This is a genomic window from Faecousia sp., assembly GCF_048519415.1.
In the GTDB taxonomy this organism is placed as follows: domain Bacteria; phylum Bacillota; class Clostridia; order Oscillospirales; family Oscillospiraceae; genus JAZOXB01.
Genome location: NZ_DBFZUT010000030.1, coordinates 1 through 13,000, shown reverse-complemented (window position 1 = coordinate 13,000; position 13,000 = coordinate 1). Strand labels below are relative to the sequence as shown.

At 62.6% G+C, this 13,000-nt stretch carries 15 protein-coding genes; 12 read left to right on the top strand and 3 right to left on the bottom strand.

Going from position 1 to position 13,000, the window contains the following annotated elements:
* Positions 1-57: 57 nt before the first annotated feature.
* From ACMKFF_RS03495 to ACMKFF_RS03470, 6 genes are all read left to right on the top strand, one after another.
* Positions 58-1,233, top strand: a complete 1,176-nt coding sequence (locus tag ACMKFF_RS03495; RefSeq protein WP_419496052.1) for an Ig-like domain-containing protein — start codon at positions 58-60, stop codon at positions 1,231-1,233.
* Positions 1,234-1,419: 186 nt separating this feature from the next.
* Positions 1,420-1,956: an N-acetyltransferase family protein gene (locus ACMKFF_RS03490; protein WP_419496051.1), complete on the top strand. Its 537-nt coding sequence runs from the start codon at positions 1,420-1,422 to the stop codon at positions 1,954-1,956.
* A gap of 2 nt (positions 1,957-1,958) precedes the next feature.
* Entirely contained in the window at positions 1,959-2,777 is an 819-nt protein-coding gene (nudC, locus tag ACMKFF_RS03485) for an NAD(+) diphosphatase (RefSeq protein ID WP_349134860.1), read from the top strand.
* Between the two features lie 125 nt (positions 2,778-2,902).
* A complete protein-coding gene (locus tag ACMKFF_RS03480; protein ID WP_419496050.1) occupies positions 2,903-3,985 on the top strand; it encodes a PfkB family carbohydrate kinase in 1,083 nt (360 codons plus the stop codon).
* A gap of 41 nt (positions 3,986-4,026) precedes the next feature.
* The gene (locus ACMKFF_RS03475) at positions 4,027-4,947 is read left to right on the top strand and encodes a pseudouridine-5'-phosphate glycosidase (RefSeq protein WP_367928029.1); all 921 of its coding nucleotides are present in this window, start codon (positions 4,027-4,029) and stop codon (positions 4,945-4,947) included.
* Positions 4,948-5,068: 121 nt separating this feature from the next.
* A complete protein-coding gene (locus ACMKFF_RS03470; RefSeq protein WP_419496049.1) occupies positions 5,069-5,989 on the top strand; it encodes an arsenic efflux protein in 921 nt (306 codons plus the stop codon).
* 54 nt (positions 5,990-6,043) lie between these two features.
* Here ACMKFF_RS03470 and ACMKFF_RS03465 read toward each other — a convergent pair whose 3' ends face one another.
* Both ACMKFF_RS03465 and ACMKFF_RS03460 read right to left on the bottom strand, forming a co-directional pair.
* Positions 6,044-6,580, bottom strand: coding sequence for a hypothetical protein (locus tag ACMKFF_RS03465; RefSeq protein ID WP_419496048.1), 537 nt, complete (start codon positions 6,578-6,580; stop codon positions 6,044-6,046).
* Positions 6,573-8,039 (bottom strand): nicotinate phosphoribosyltransferase, encoded by a 1,467-nt coding sequence (locus tag ACMKFF_RS03460; RefSeq protein WP_419496047.1) that lies wholly within the window; start codon positions 8,037-8,039, stop codon positions 6,573-6,575. Before ACMKFF_RS03460 ends, ACMKFF_RS03465 begins: the two co-directional genes overlap by 8 nt.
* A 232-nt stretch (positions 8,040-8,271) precedes the next feature.
* Between ACMKFF_RS03460 and ACMKFF_RS03455 the strand changes: the two genes are divergently transcribed.
* The 6 genes from ACMKFF_RS03455 to ACMKFF_RS03430 are packed head-to-tail and all read left to right on the top strand — an operon-like array spanning position 8,272 to position 11,787.
* A complete protein-coding gene (locus ACMKFF_RS03455) occupies positions 8,272-8,658 on the top strand; it encodes a thioesterase family protein (RefSeq protein ID WP_349135846.1) in 387 nt (128 codons plus the stop codon).
* Between the two features lie 13 nt (positions 8,659-8,671).
* Positions 8,672-9,172, top strand: coding sequence for a ribosome maturation factor RimM (rimM, locus tag ACMKFF_RS03450; RefSeq protein WP_349135847.1), 501 nt, complete (start codon positions 8,672-8,674; stop codon positions 9,170-9,172).
* Entirely contained in the window at positions 9,162-9,935 is a 774-nt protein-coding gene (gene trmD / locus ACMKFF_RS03445) for a tRNA (guanosine(37)-N1)-methyltransferase TrmD (protein WP_349135849.1), read from the top strand. Before rimM ends, trmD begins: the two co-directional genes overlap by 11 nt.
* Positions 9,889-10,605, top strand: coding sequence for an NAD-dependent protein deacylase (locus ACMKFF_RS03440; RefSeq protein WP_419496046.1), 717 nt, complete (start codon positions 9,889-9,891; stop codon positions 10,603-10,605). Before trmD ends, ACMKFF_RS03440 begins: the two co-directional genes overlap by 47 nt.
* Positions 10,606-10,615: 10 nt before the next feature.
* Entirely contained in the window at positions 10,616-11,335 is a 720-nt protein-coding gene (gene tsaA, locus ACMKFF_RS03435; protein ID WP_349135852.1) for a tRNA (N6-threonylcarbamoyladenosine(37)-N6)-methyltransferase TrmO, read from the top strand.
* Positions 11,332-11,787, top strand: coding sequence for a low molecular weight protein-tyrosine-phosphatase (locus ACMKFF_RS03430; RefSeq protein ID WP_367928035.1), 456 nt, complete (start codon positions 11,332-11,334; stop codon positions 11,785-11,787). The genes tsaA and ACMKFF_RS03430 overlap by 4 nt, the downstream gene beginning before the upstream one ends.
* A gap of 40 nt (positions 11,788-11,827) precedes the next feature.
* Here ACMKFF_RS03430 and ACMKFF_RS03425 read toward each other — a convergent pair whose 3' ends face one another.
* Positions 11,828-12,901 carry a 6-phosphofructokinase gene (locus ACMKFF_RS03425; RefSeq protein WP_419496045.1) on the bottom strand — a complete coding sequence of 358 codons (1,074 nt, stop codon included), beginning with the start codon at positions 12,899-12,901 and terminating at the stop codon, positions 11,828-11,830.
* Between the last annotated feature and the right edge of the window lie 99 nt (positions 12,902-13,000).

The window sequence follows — 13,000 nt, the reverse complement described above, 5'->3', positions numbered from 1 at the left end:
ATAATCTGGAGAAATCGGTGTATCCTACCCGCGATGACTTTTTTAGGAGGGAACACCATGAAACGAACGCTGCTTCTTCTGCTGGCGCTTCTGTGCATGCTCCCGGCCGCGCACGCGGCCGGGCCGGAGACGCTTTACCCCATCGCCTACTGCTTCCGCGAGACGGATTTTCGCGCGGACACGCTCTCGGACCTGAACGGCATCTTCGTCACGTCCGTGCCAGCGGCCGACGTGGCGACGGTCTGCCTCGGTGAGCGCGTCATCCGTGCAGGCGACGTGCTGCCCGTGTCCGTGCTGGGCGAGCTGGAGCTTCTGCCGGTCAGCACCGGCGGGCAGGAGGCCGCTCTGTGCTACTGCCCCATCCGCGGCACGGCGCTCGGCGAACCGGCGCAGGTCACGATCCGCATCCGCTCGGCCAAGGATGCCGCGCCGAAGGCCGACGACGCGGAATTGGAGACGTACAAAAACATTCCGAACGACGGCCGGCTCACCGGCTCCGACCCGGAGGACACAAACCTGACCTTTCAGCTCGCCGAGGAGCCGAAGCGCGGCAAGGTCGAGCTGCAGGAAAACGGCAGCTTCGTCTACACCCCCGCCAAGAATAAGGTCGGCGAGGACAGCTTCACCTTTACGGTCACGGATGCCGCCGGAAACGTCTCCCACCCTGCAACGGTCCGCATCACGGTCAAAAAGCCGTCGGAATGCCGCGCGTTTGCCGATCTCACGGGCAGTCTGGACCAGTTTGAGGCCATGTGGACGGCCACTGCCGGTCTGACCGGCGGCCGCAGCATCGGGGGCACGCTGTGCTATCTGCCGCAGGAGACGGTCTCGCGTGCGGAATTCCTCGTGATGGCCATGGAGCTGCTTGACGTCCCCGTGGACGATACGCTCCGGGTCTCCGGCTTTGCGGATGCCGACGACGCGCCCGCGTGGCTCCAGCCCTATCTCGCCTCAGCCATGCGCCGCGGCATCGTCAACGGCATGGTCTCCGAGCGCGGCCTCGTCTTCCGCCCGAATGAGCCGGTCACGGCCGGGCAGGCCGCCGTCATGCTGCAGAACATGCTGGAGCTCCCCGTCTCCGCAGCCGTCTCCCAGACGGACGCGCCGTATTGGGCGGCCTCGTCTATGCAGGCCCTGCAGGAAGCAGGGATCCCGCTGGCCGCCGCGGACACGAGCGTCAGCCGCATCGAAGCGGCGCGCATGCTCTACCGCGTCAGCCGTCTGCCGAAATAACGCGCCTTGCCCGCCTTCGAAAAGAGGCGGGCAGTTTTTTGCAAAAAAGTTCTGTACTTTTTCAAAATTCGTGCTACCATAGGAACCGAAAACAAGGGCAGCTCCGTACAATTCAGCAAGAGCCTTCGGCGAAAAAGGTCCGCCAAAGGGGAATGATGCGGTATTGCCCGATATCGAGGTGATCCCATGTCCATTCGAGGAGCCGTTCCTGCCGACGTACCTGCCATGCTCGCCATCTACGCGGAATACGTTACACAGACGGCCGTCAGCTTTGAATATGAAGTCCCGTCCGAGGCGGAATTTACCCGCCGCCTGACGGAGCACACCGCCGTCTATCCCTGGCTCGTCTGGGAGGAGGACGGCCGCGTGCTCGGCTACTGCTACGCCGGGCGCGCCTTTGAGCGCGCTGCCTACGCGTGGAACGCCGAAATTTCCTGCTATCTCGCCCACGAGGCGCAGCACCGCGGCATCGGGCGGCAGCTCTATGCCCGCGTGGAGGAGCTGCTGTGCAGGCAGGGCTGCCGGAAGGTCTTCGCCGTCGTCACATCCGCAAACGAGCTGTCCCTCGCTTTCCACCGCTCCATCGGCTACCGCGATGCCGCCCATTTCCGGCAGGTCGGCTATAAATTCGGCCGGTGGTACGATGTGACCTGGCTGGAAAAGTTCCTGTGCCCGCCGGGCGAACCGTCCGAATTTCCGATCTCATGGAAGGAGGTCCTGTGACCATGCTGCAGGATATCGCGCCTCATACATATCACGTTGAATTCACACCGGCAGAGCCGCAGCCCGCGGACCTGCTGCTCATCTACGGCCCACAGGGCGTGCTGAGCGCTGCGGATGCCCTGCGTCTGCCGGTGCGCGCTGATTTTCCGGACATCGCCGTACATTTTGCCTTTCGCCTCGACGACCGTGCCGTATTTCTGGCGCGGGAGCCGGTCGAAGCGCCGGAGGGCTGGCGCTATGTCCCCTCCGTCACCTACCGCGACGCCGAGCCGCGCGAAACGGCCTTCGCCTGCGCCACCGGTGAGAGTCTGCAGCGCTGGTATGCCGCAAACCGCTTCTGCGGCCGCTGCGGCGCACTCATGACGGAAAACCCGGCCGAACGCGCCATGACCTGCCCGGTCTGCCATAAGAACGTCTACCCGCGCATCAACCCCGCCGTCATCGTCGCCGTGCTGGATCACGGCCGCCTGCTCATGACAAAATACGCCAACCGCCCCCTCATCCGCCGCTACGCCCTGATCGCAGGCTTCTGCGAGATCGGCGAATCGTTCGAGGACACCGTCCGCCGCGAGGTCATGGAGGAGGTCGGCCTGCGCGTCAAAAATCTGCGGTTCTACAAATCGCAGCCGTGGGTCCTGACGGACAGCCTGCTGCTCGGCTTCTTCTGCGACGTCGACGGCGACCCGACGCCCGTCCTGCGTGACGGCGAGCTTGCGCTGGCCGAGTGGCATACGCCGGAGGACGTCCCTGCGGACTACTCCCGCATCAGCCTGACCGGCGAGATGATCGACCGCTTCCGCGAGGGCCGCATTCCGAAATAAAACCTTGGGGCTGTCTCCCGGTGAGACAGCCCCAAAATATTTTTCACGGCGGCTTGACATTCCGAAAATCCGTGTTATACTAAGCAATAGATTAGAAAATAAAACTTCGCTTAGGAGGCGCGCCCATGACACAGCGTGAACGCCAGATCCTGCAGTGGATCGAGGCCGACCCCATGATCTCGCAGGAAGCCCTTGCGGAACGCGCGGGCATCACCCGCTCCTCTGTCGCAGTCCATATCTCCAACCTGATGAAAAAGGGCTACATCGCCGGGAAGGGCTATGTGCTCCGCTCCGGCACCTATGCCGCCGTCGTCGGCGGCGTGAACGTCGATATCGGCGGCCAGTCCTATGCGCCGCTCGTCGCGCGGGATTCCAACCCCGGCCGCGTGCGCATCAGTCTCGGCGGCGTCGGACGAAATATTGCCCACAACATGAGCCTGCTCGGCGTGGATGTCCGCCTGCTGACCGCCTTCGGCGACGACCTGCATGCACAGCGCGTTGCGGCCTCCTGCGGCGAGCTCGGCATCGACATCAGCCACGCGCTGCAGGTGCCCGGCGGCACGACGTCCACCTACCTTTTCCTGAACGACGTCGACGGCGATATGGCGCTCGGCCTTTCCGACATGGATATCTGCGAGCGCATCACCCCCGCCTATCTCGCGTCCAACCTGTCCCTGCTGAACAACGCGCAGGTCATCGTCGCCGATACGAACATTCCGGCAGAGTCCCTGCAGTACCTTGTCACGCACTGTACCCCCCCTGTATTCGTCGATCCCGTCTCCACGGCGAAGGCGCGCAAGGTTCAGCCCGTGCTCGGCAGGGTCCACACGCTTAAGCCGAACCGCATCGAAGCCGAACTTCTCTCCGGCGTGCAGATCACGGACGACGCCAGTCTGCGTCTTGCGGCTTCCAGACTGCTCGAGACCGGTCTGCACCGCGTGTTCATCTCCCTTGGCACGCAGGGCGTGTTCGCCGCCGACCAGAAGGAAATGCTGATGCAGCCCTGCATCCCCGCGCAGATGCGCAACGCCACCGGTGCCGGCGATGCCTTCATGGCCGCGCTGGCCTGGGCCTATCTCGAGGGCACGGCGCTGGCCGAAACGGCGCGCGCCGCCGCGGCAGCCGCCGCTATCGCCATCGAGGGCGAAGAAACCATCAACCCTGCCATGTCTGCCGACGCAGTCCGCAGCCGCATGGCCGCAGAATAAATTTGTAAGTTTTCAATTCTTGATACAGGAGGATCTTTATCATGCAGCTCAACAAGTTTCTTGACGTAAAGCCCGAGGTCGCCGAGGCCATTGCCGCCGGTAAGCCCGTCGTCGCTCTGGAATCCACCATCATCTCCCACGGCATGCCCTATCCGCAGAATGTGCAGACCGCTCTGGAGGTCGAGCGCATCATCCGCGAGAACGGCGCCGTCCCCGCTACCATCGCCATCATCGGCGGCCGCCTGAAGGCCGGTCTGACCGCAGAGGAGATCGAGTACTTCGGCAAGAAGGGCACCGCCATCGCCAAGGCCTCCCGCCGCGATCTGGCTGTTCTGTGCGCCCGCGGCGAAGACGGCGCAACGACCGTCACCACCACGATGATCATCGCTCATATGGCCGGCATCAAGGTGTTCGCCACCGGCGGCATCGGCGGCGTGCATCGCGGTGCCGAGACGACCATGGACATCTCTGCCGACCTTGAAGAGCTGGCCTCCACGCCCGTTATGGTCGTCTGCGCCGGTGCAAAGTCCATTCTGGACCTCGGCCTGACGCTCGAGTACCTCGAGACCCACGGCGTGCCCGTCATCGGCTATGGCACGAAGGAGCTGCCCGCCTTCTACACCCGCAAGTCCGGCTTCTCCGTCGACTATGAGATCGACACCCCGGAAGATCTGGCCAAGGCCTTCAAGACGCAGCATGAGCTGGGCCTGCGCGGCGGCATGCTCGTGACGAACCCGATCCCCGAGGAGTACTCCATGGATCCGGACGTCATCAACAAGGCCATCGACGAGGCCATCGAGGAAGCCAAGGCCGCCGGTATCCATGGCAAGGCCACGACACCGTTCCTGCTCGCGAAGGTCAAGGACCTGACCGGCGGCAACAGCCTCGCCTCCAACATCCAGCTCGTCTACAACAACGCCCGTCTGGCCGCGAAGACCGCCGCTGCCTACTGCGCGCTGTAAGCGAAGCAAGTTCTTCTTCCCCGGATGCAAATGCGTCCGGGGATTTTTGCAAAATCGATTGCTTTTTTTCGGCCGTTCCGGTATAATGGTAGCCGATTTTCCACACAAAGGAGCCACGAACTTGACGCCACTGTTTCTGCACGGGGCCGCCTCCGCCGATATGACCGGCTGGAGCGCCGTTCTCTCCGCCCTGCTGGACGGCCTGAAGGACGGCCTGCTGAGCATCCCCATTTTATTCCTCGCCTATCTCCTCATGGAGCTGCTCGAGCGCAGCAGCCGCCTGAACGAGGGCCTGCTGCGCCGCTATTCCCGCCGGGCCGGTCCCGCGCTGGGCGGCCTGCTCGGCATTGTGCCGCAGTGCGGCATCTCCGGAGCGGCCGCCACGCTGTTTTCCACCGGCTCCATCACCGTCGGCACCATGCTGGCCGTGTTCTTTGCCACATCGGACGAGATGCTGCCCATCTTCCTCTCCTCGCTGACGGAGAGCAGCGGCATCTCGTGGAAGACCATCGTTCTCATCACGCTCTCGAAGGCCGCGCTCGGCATCCTGCTCGGCTATCTGGCGGATCTGCTGTTCGGCCGTTGGTTCCGCGCGCAGAAGAGCATCCACAGCTTCTGCGAACGCGAGCACTGCGACTGCGACGAAGAAGAGGGCAGCGTGTTCCTCGCCGCCCTGCGCCACACGCTGAAGATCGCCGCCATGCTCATCGCGGTGAACTTCGCGCTGAATCTGCTGTTCCATTATATCGGCGTGGAGCGCCTGTCCGGCACGGTGCTGAACCGCCCCGTCCTTGGAGAGCTCATCCTCGCCCTGTTCGGCCTCATCCCGAACTGCTCCGTTTCCGTCGTCGTGACGGAGTCCTACCTGAGCGGCGTGCTCGGCCTTGGCGGCCTGTTCGCCGGTCTGCTGTCCAATGCCGGGATCGGCCTGCTCGTGCTGCTGCGCACGAACCGGAACTGGAAGGAAAACGCCGCCGTCGTTGCCATTCTCTATGGCTTCAGTGTGCTGGCGGGCATCGCCGTCACGCTGCTGGTCGGCTGAAAAAAATCGAGGGAGACTGTGCAGCCGCACAGTCTCCCATTTTTACACGTTTATTCACAGATGCAGCTTCGGGCGCAGGCGGACGTGATAATAGATCTCCAGCCGCGCGATAAGCACGTCATAGATCACGAACGTCACGTTTGCCAGCACAAGGAGCACGGCCAGCATGGCCTTTCCCATGCCCTCAAAGTCCTCCATGACAGCTGTCAGATGGAAGACATAGAGCATCAGGCCATAGGCCGCAAAGACCGCCGCATTGACATACACGAGCTTGACCACCCACGCAGCCGCGCGCACGCGCAGCCTGCCGATGAGCTTTCGCAGCATGGGATAGTAGCCGAAGAACACGAACAGCACGGCCGCTTCCTTCTCCGGCGCCAGCAGCGCGGCCAGAGCGGCCACGGCGGCGTACCACAGCAGGCCCCATTTCCAGCCGCACTCGCAGTAGACCGGGATGAGCACGAGCGAAGCCAGCACCGGGCAGGCGATGGAGGCAAACGGCACCGTTCCGCCGAGGAACATCAGCGCAACCGCCAGTGCGGCAAGCACACCGCACAGGGCCATCCGAGCCGCCGCGCCGCGCTTACGCATGGTGCTCTCCGCAGGCGTTGTCCTTCAGCAGACGGTATTTGATCTCCCAGAGCTTCTGAGAGAGGTCCACATAGTAGGTATGCGGGTTATCAAATCGCTTGACCTCGTCCCAGAGCGTGTCGACCTGCTCGCGGCAGTAGGAGCGAATTTCGTCGAGTGTCGGAAGCTGGAAGACGAGCTCGCCGTTCCGGAACACGGGGACCTGCAGCTCGCGGGCATGGAAGTTATAGACCTTTTTGCGCTTCCAAGTCGCCTCCGGGTCGAAAATTTCCAGATCCTCGCCGTCGTTCACGGTCTCGTCGTGCAGGCAGAGATAGTCCGCAATGGCCTTGCCCGTGTCCGCGCCGTAGAAACGGTAGAGCTTTTTGAAATGCGGATTCGTGATCTTGCCGACGTTCTCGGAGATCTTGATCTTCGGCTCAATCGTCCCGTCCGGGCGCTCGACAGCCACGAGCTTATATACGCCGCCGAACACCGGCTCGCTCTTGGCCGTGATGAGGCGCTCACCGACGCCGAACATGTCGATCTGTGCGCCCTGCCGCAGCAGGTCCTGAATGAGGTATTCGTCCAGCGAATTCGACACGGAAATCTCGCACTCCGGCCAGCCGGCCTCATCGAGCATTTTGCGGGCCTTCTTCGTCAGGTACGTCATGTCGCCAGAGTCGAGGCGGATGCCGCACTTGCGGATGCCGAGCGGACGCAGCACCTCGTTGAACGCGCGGATGGCGTTCGGCACACCGCTCTTGAGCGTGTTGTAGGTGTCGACGAGCAGAACGGCATTCGTCGGGTACAGCTCGCAGTAGCGCTTGAAGGCCTCATATTCGCTGTCGAACATCTGCACCCACGAATGGGCCATCGTGCCGCCCGCGAATACGCCGTAGAGCTGATCGGAGATCGTGCAGGCCGTTCCGTCGCAGCCGCCGATGTAGGCAGCGCGCGCGCCGAGGATGGCAGCCTGCGCGCCCTGCGCCCGGCGGGAGCCGAATTCCAGCACGCGGCGGCCCTCCGCCGCGCGGACGACGCGGTTGGCCTTTGTGGCAATGAGGCTCTGGTGGTTCAGCGCAAGCAAAATATACGTTTCAACGAGCTGCGCCTCGATGGCCGGGGCGCGGACCGTCAGGATCGGCTCGCGCGGGAAGACCGGCGTGCCCTCCGGCACGGCGTAGATATCGCCCGTGAAGTGGAAATTCTCCAGATAGTGCAGGAAGCCCTCGTCAAAGATGCCGCGGCCGCGGAGATAGGCGAGGTCGTCCTCAGAAAAATGCAGATCGCGGATATACTCGACCACCTGCTCCAGACCTGCCGCAATGGCAAAGCCGCCGCCGTCCGGAACATTGCGGAAGAAGACGTCAAAATAGCAGATCTGGTCCGCCTTCCCGTCCACAAAGTAGCCGTTGCCCATGGTCAGCTCGTAAAAATCGCAGAGCATGGTCAGATTGAGTTTTTCATTCGTTTTCATACTGCACCTCTCATGCATATGTTATTACCCAGATTATAGCCCGGAATCGCCAAAATGGCAATCTTTATTTTTGTTTTGCATTGACCTGACCCTGCAAATTTGGTACTATAATACGTGAGAAATCAGGCTGGCACCGCACAATTCCGCAAGAGCATTCGGTAAAAAATATCCGGCGAAGGCCGAAGGTGCAAGGATGCGGTGCTGCCTCAGGTCCATTTGGAGGATTATGACTATGGCAATTGAAATTGGACTGCAGGGCCACAGCGAGACGCTCGTCGAGCAGGAGGACACTGCAAAGTCCGTCGGCTCCGGCGATCTGCTCGTCTATGCAACGCCTTGCATGGCCGCCCTGATGGAGGGCGCCGCCTGCGAGAGCATCGCGCCGTATCTGGCAGAGGGCGAGACGTCCGTCGGCGTTTCCCTGCAGCTTTTCCACACAGCCGCCACGCCCGTCGGCATGGAAGTCCGCGCAGAATCCGTCGTCACGGCGGTCGACGGCAAAAAGATCACGTTCACCGTCACGGCCTACGACGAGGCAGGCGAGATCGGCCATGCACAGCACGAGCGCGTGATCGTCAAGGCCGAGCGTTTTCTGGAAAAGACCTATGACAAGCTCTGAGCAGGAGGACAGCATGCAGAAAAAATATCTGGAGGCGGGCGAGATCGTCAGCACCCACGGCGTGCAGGGAGAGGTCAAGATCCTGCCGTGGGCGGACGGCCCCGAATTCCTGCTGCAATTTGATACGTTCTATCTGGACGGCCGCCCCTATGCCGTCCGCTCCGCCCGTGTGCACAAGACGTGCGTGCTGGCAAGCCTTGAGGGCATCGACACGCCGGAGCAGGGCATGGCTCTGCGCGGCAAGCGCGTCTGCATCGACCGGGACGAGGCAAAGCTGCCGGAGGGCAGCGTTTTCATTGCCGATCTCATTGGATGCCGCGCGCTGGACGAGGACGGCGCAGAACTTGGCCGCATTGAGGACGTGCTGACCATGCCGTCGAGCGATGTCTATGTCATCGCGGGTGAGAAGCGCTACATGGTCCCGGCCGTCAGGGAATTCGTCCGCGAAATTCGCGTTGACGAGGGCTATGTGCGCCTGCACCTGATCGAAGGAATGGCAATCGATGAGAATTGATATCATGACGCTCTTCCCGGACACCGTCGGCGACGTGCTGAGCGAGTCTATCCTCGGCCGCGCGCAGGAGCGCGGCATTCTCCGCATCGAAACGCACCAGATCCGGGATTACACTGCGAACCGGCAGAATCAGGTGGACGACTACCCCTACGGCGGCGGCCATGGTGCCGTGCTGCAGGCAGATCCGCTCTACCGCTGCTGGTGCCATGTCTGCGATGAGGCAGGTGCGCCCGTCCACACGATCTACCTCTCCCCCGCCGGGCATGTGTTTGACCAGAGCGACGCCCGCCGTCTGGCAAAAATGGACAATCTTGTTTTTGTCTGCGGGCATTACGAAGGCATCGACCAGCGCTTCATCGACGAGTGCGTCGACGAGGAGCTTTCCATCGGCGATTTCGTCGTCACCGGCGGTGAGATCCCGGCCATGGCCATTACGGACGCCGTCTGCCGCCTTGTGCCGGGCGTGTTGTCCGATGCGGCCTGCTTTGAGGACGAGAGCCACTGGGCGGGCACATTGGAATATCCCCAATACAGCCGCCCCGCCGAGTGGCACGGCCTGCGCGTGCCGGATATCCTGCTCTCCGGCGACCACGCCAAGGTCGCGCGCTGGCGCAGGAAGCAGTCCATCCTCCGCACGCGGGAGCGCCGTCCCGACCTGTATGCCGCCCTGCGGCTCGACAGCAAGGAGGACAAAAAAATTCTGAGGGAGATCGCAGATGAAGACGAAGATCGAGCAGCTGCGCAGCTGGATCGCAGAGAGTAAGCGCATGGTGTTTTTCGGCGGCGCAGGCGTCAGCACGGAAAGCGGCATTCCCGATTTCCGCAGCGTAGACGGCCTGTACCACCAGAAATTCGACTACCCGCCCGAGACGATCATCAGCCACAGCTTCTTTCTGAAAAATCCGGAGTATTTTTACCGGTTCTATCGCGAAAAAATGCTCCCGCTCGGCTTTGAGCCGAACGTCACGCACCGCGTGCTCGCCCGGCTGGAGCAGGAGGGACATCTGGCCGCCGTCGTCACGCAGAACATCGACGGCCTGCACCAGAAGGCCGGGAGCAAGCGCGTCTATGAGCTGCACGGCAGCGTTCTGCGCAATTACTGCATGAAGTGCGGCAAATTCTATCCCGGCGAATTCATCCGCGACGCAAAGGGCATCCCCCGCTGCACCTGCGGCGGCATTGTGAAGCCCGACGTCGTGCTCTATGAGGAAGCGCTCGACGAAAAGACGCTGGCCGGAGCCATTTCCGCCATCCGGCAGGCCGATGTGCTGATCGTCGGCGGAACGAGCCTCACCGTCTATCCGGCCGCAGGCCTGCTCGGCTACTACCGCGGTGACCGTCTCGCCCTCATCAACCGCGACGAGACGCCCTATGACGACATGGCCGGGCTTGTGCTGCACGCCTCGCTCGGCGACGTGTTCTCGCAGCTGTAAGGGGGCAAGTATGGAAGAGACCTGTGTTCTCCGTCCCATTGCGCATGTGCACAGCGAATTCCCCGGGAAATTCGGCATCCCGCGCCAGAGCGGCGTCGTGCCGGAGCTGCGCTCGGAGCTGATCTTCACGCCGGAATTCCGCAATCCGGACGCCCTGCGCGGCATCGAGGGCTTTGACCGCCTGTGGCTCATCTGGGAGTTTTCCGCCAACCGCCGCGCCTCGTGGTCGCCAACGGTCCGCCCGCCGCGCCTTGGCGGCAATACGCGCCTCGGCGTGTTCGCCACGCGCTCGCCGTTCCGGCCGAACCCGCTCGGCATGTCCTGCGTCGTCCTGACCGGCGTCCGGCAGGATGCAAAGCTCGGGCCTGTTCTGTGCCTGTCAGGGGCTGACCTCATGGACGGCACGCCCGTGTTCGATATCAAGCCCTATCTTCCCTATTCCGACTGCTTTCCCGACGCCCGCGCGGGCTTCACGGCCCTTGCGCCCGACCTGCTGCTGGACGTCGATTTCCCGCCGGAGCTGCTCGCACACATCCCCGAGGCGCACCGCAGCGCCCTGCTCGGCGTGCTGTCGCACGATCCCCGGCCGTCCTATCAGGACGATCCCGCGCGCCGCTACGGCATGGGCTTCGCGGGCTTTGACATTCATTTTACCGTCTCCGAGGGCCGGCTGACCGTGGTCGACGTCGTGCCGATGGAGCCGTCTGAGAAAGGATCCGCAAGCCAATGATTCGAATCATGTTCGTCTGCACCGGAAATATCTGCCGCAGCCCCATGGCCGAGCTGGTCATGAAGCAGCTCGTGCGCAAGGAGGGGCTTGACTGGGTCATCTCGTCCGCCGCCAACACCGGCGACGAGGTCGGCAATCCCGTCTATCCGCCCGTCCGCGCCCTGCTTGAGGCCCGCGGTATCTCCTGCAAGGGGAAATACTCCGTGCAGCTCCGCCGCGAGGATTACCCGAACTACGACTATTTCATCGGCATGGACGCACGCAACCGCCGCGATATGCTGCGCATCTTCGGCGGTGACCCCGAAAATAAGGTCCATCTGCTGCTGGACTACACGGATCATCCGCATGAGATCGCCGATCCGTGGTACACGCGTGACTTCCGCAAGGCCGAGGCCGAGATCAACGAGGGCTGCGCCGCCCTGCTGCGCACGCTCCGGGCACGAGATAATTAATAAATGGGTCAGCGGCGTTTTTTGCCGCTGACCCATTTCTTTAATCTCCCATACAGAGGCCAAGCTCCCGCGCCGCATGGACGAGCTCGCCGTCCACCGGGACGGTCTTGAGCCGTCCGGCAACTTCCTTGAGCGGCACCGGCACGATGCGGTCGTTCTGCACGGCAACCATGTTGCCGAACTTTCCCTCGCGGATGAGCTCCGCCGCCGCCACGCCGAGGCGCGTGCACAGCAGGCGGTCTGCCGCACAGGGCGCGCCGCCGCGCTGGAAGTGGCCGGGGATCGTCACGCGGATTTCCTGACTTGTGATCTTCTGCAGCTCATCCGCCAGGCGGTAGGAAATGGACGGATACGGCATGGCCGCCCGGGCGGCCTTGAAGTCCTTCTTGCTCATGGCAGCCTCCTCGCGGCTGATGGCGCCCTCCGCCACCGCGACGATGGAGAAGCGCTTGCCCTCGCGGGCGCGCTGCTGGATGGCAGCCGCAATGGCCCGCGCGTCATAGGGGATCTCCGGGATAACGATGACGTCCGCGCCGGAGGCAATGCCCGCATGCAGTGTCAGCCAGCCTGCCTTATGTCCCATGATCTCCACGATAAACACGCGGCTGTGCGAGAACGCCGTGGAATGGATGGAATCGATGACCTCCACGGCGATGTTCATGGCCGACTGGAAGCCGAACGTCACCTGCGTGCCCCACAGGTCATTGTCGATGGTCTTCGGCAGCGTCACAACGGGAATGCCGTGCTCCGAAAGCAGGTTTGCCGTCTTGTGCGTGCCGTTGCCGCCAAGGATGACCAGGCAGTCAAAGCGGGCACGGCGGCAGGTATCGAGCATTTTCTCGAGCTTTGTCGCCTCGTTCTCTTCTGCCTGCTGCATGGTCTTGAACGGCTGGCGCGACGTGCCGAGGATCGTGCCGCCGCGCGTGAGGATATCGGAAAAATCCTGCGGCTCCATGGGGTGATAGTCGCCCTCGATGAGGCCGCGGTAGCCGTCGCGGATGCCATAGATGGTCACGGCGGTCCCGAATTCCTGATACAGCGCCTTTGCCACGCCTCGCAGGGCTGCATTCAGGCCCTGACAGTCGCCGCCGGATGTCAGCATACCGATTTTCATGGTTTCGTCCCTCCTGTAATTCTTCAGCTTGTCAAAAAAGTCCCTTTGGGCTTTTTCGCCAAGCTGATTCCAGAATTGCAAAATAGAATTTTGTATTAT

Bases quoted from the DNA above. Each gene is read 5' to 3' on its own strand.
- ACMKFF_RS03490 (WP_419496051.1), top strand. From the start codon at position 1,420: ATGTCCATTCGAGGAGCCGTTCCTGCCGACGTACCTGCCATGCTCGCC.
- ACMKFF_RS03455 (WP_349135846.1), top strand. From the start codon at position 8,272: ATGGCAATTGAAATTGGACTGCAGGGCCACAGCGAGACGCTCGTCGAG.
- trmD (WP_349135849.1), top strand. From the start codon at position 9,162: ATGAGAATTGATATCATGACGCTCTTCCCGGACACCGTCGGCGACGTG.
- rimM (WP_349135847.1), top strand. From the start codon at position 8,672: ATGCAGAAAAAATATCTGGAGGCGGGCGAGATCGTCAGCACCCACGGC.
- ACMKFF_RS03480 (WP_419496050.1), top strand. From the start codon at position 2,903: ATGACACAGCGTGAACGCCAGATCCTGCAGTGGATCGAGGCCGACCCC.
- ACMKFF_RS03465 (WP_419496048.1), bottom strand. From the start codon at position 6,580: ATGCGTAAGCGCGGCGCGGCGGCTCGGATGGCCCTGTGCGGTGTGCTT.
- tsaA (WP_349135852.1), top strand. From the start codon at position 10,616: ATGGAAGAGACCTGTGTTCTCCGTCCCATTGCGCATGTGCACAGCGAA.
- ACMKFF_RS03430 (WP_367928035.1), top strand. From the start codon at position 11,332: ATGATTCGAATCATGTTCGTCTGCACCGGAAATATCTGCCGCAGCCCC.
- ACMKFF_RS03475 (WP_367928029.1), top strand. From the start codon at position 4,027: ATGCAGCTCAACAAGTTTCTTGACGTAAAGCCCGAGGTCGCCGAGGCC.
- ACMKFF_RS03425 (WP_419496045.1), bottom strand. From the start codon at position 12,901: ATGAAAATCGGTATGCTGACATCCGGCGGCGACTGTCAGGGCCTGAAT.
- ACMKFF_RS03460 (WP_419496047.1), bottom strand. From the start codon at position 8,039: ATGAAAACGAATGAAAAACTCAATCTGACCATGCTCTGCGATTTTTAC.
- ACMKFF_RS03440 (WP_419496046.1), top strand. From the start codon at position 9,889: ATGAAGACGAAGATCGAGCAGCTGCGCAGCTGGATCGCAGAGAGTAAG.
- nudC (WP_349134860.1), top strand. From the start codon at position 1,959: ATGCTGCAGGATATCGCGCCTCATACATATCACGTTGAATTCACACCG.
- ACMKFF_RS03495 (WP_419496052.1), top strand. From the start codon at position 58: ATGAAACGAACGCTGCTTCTTCTGCTGGCGCTTCTGTGCATGCTCCCG.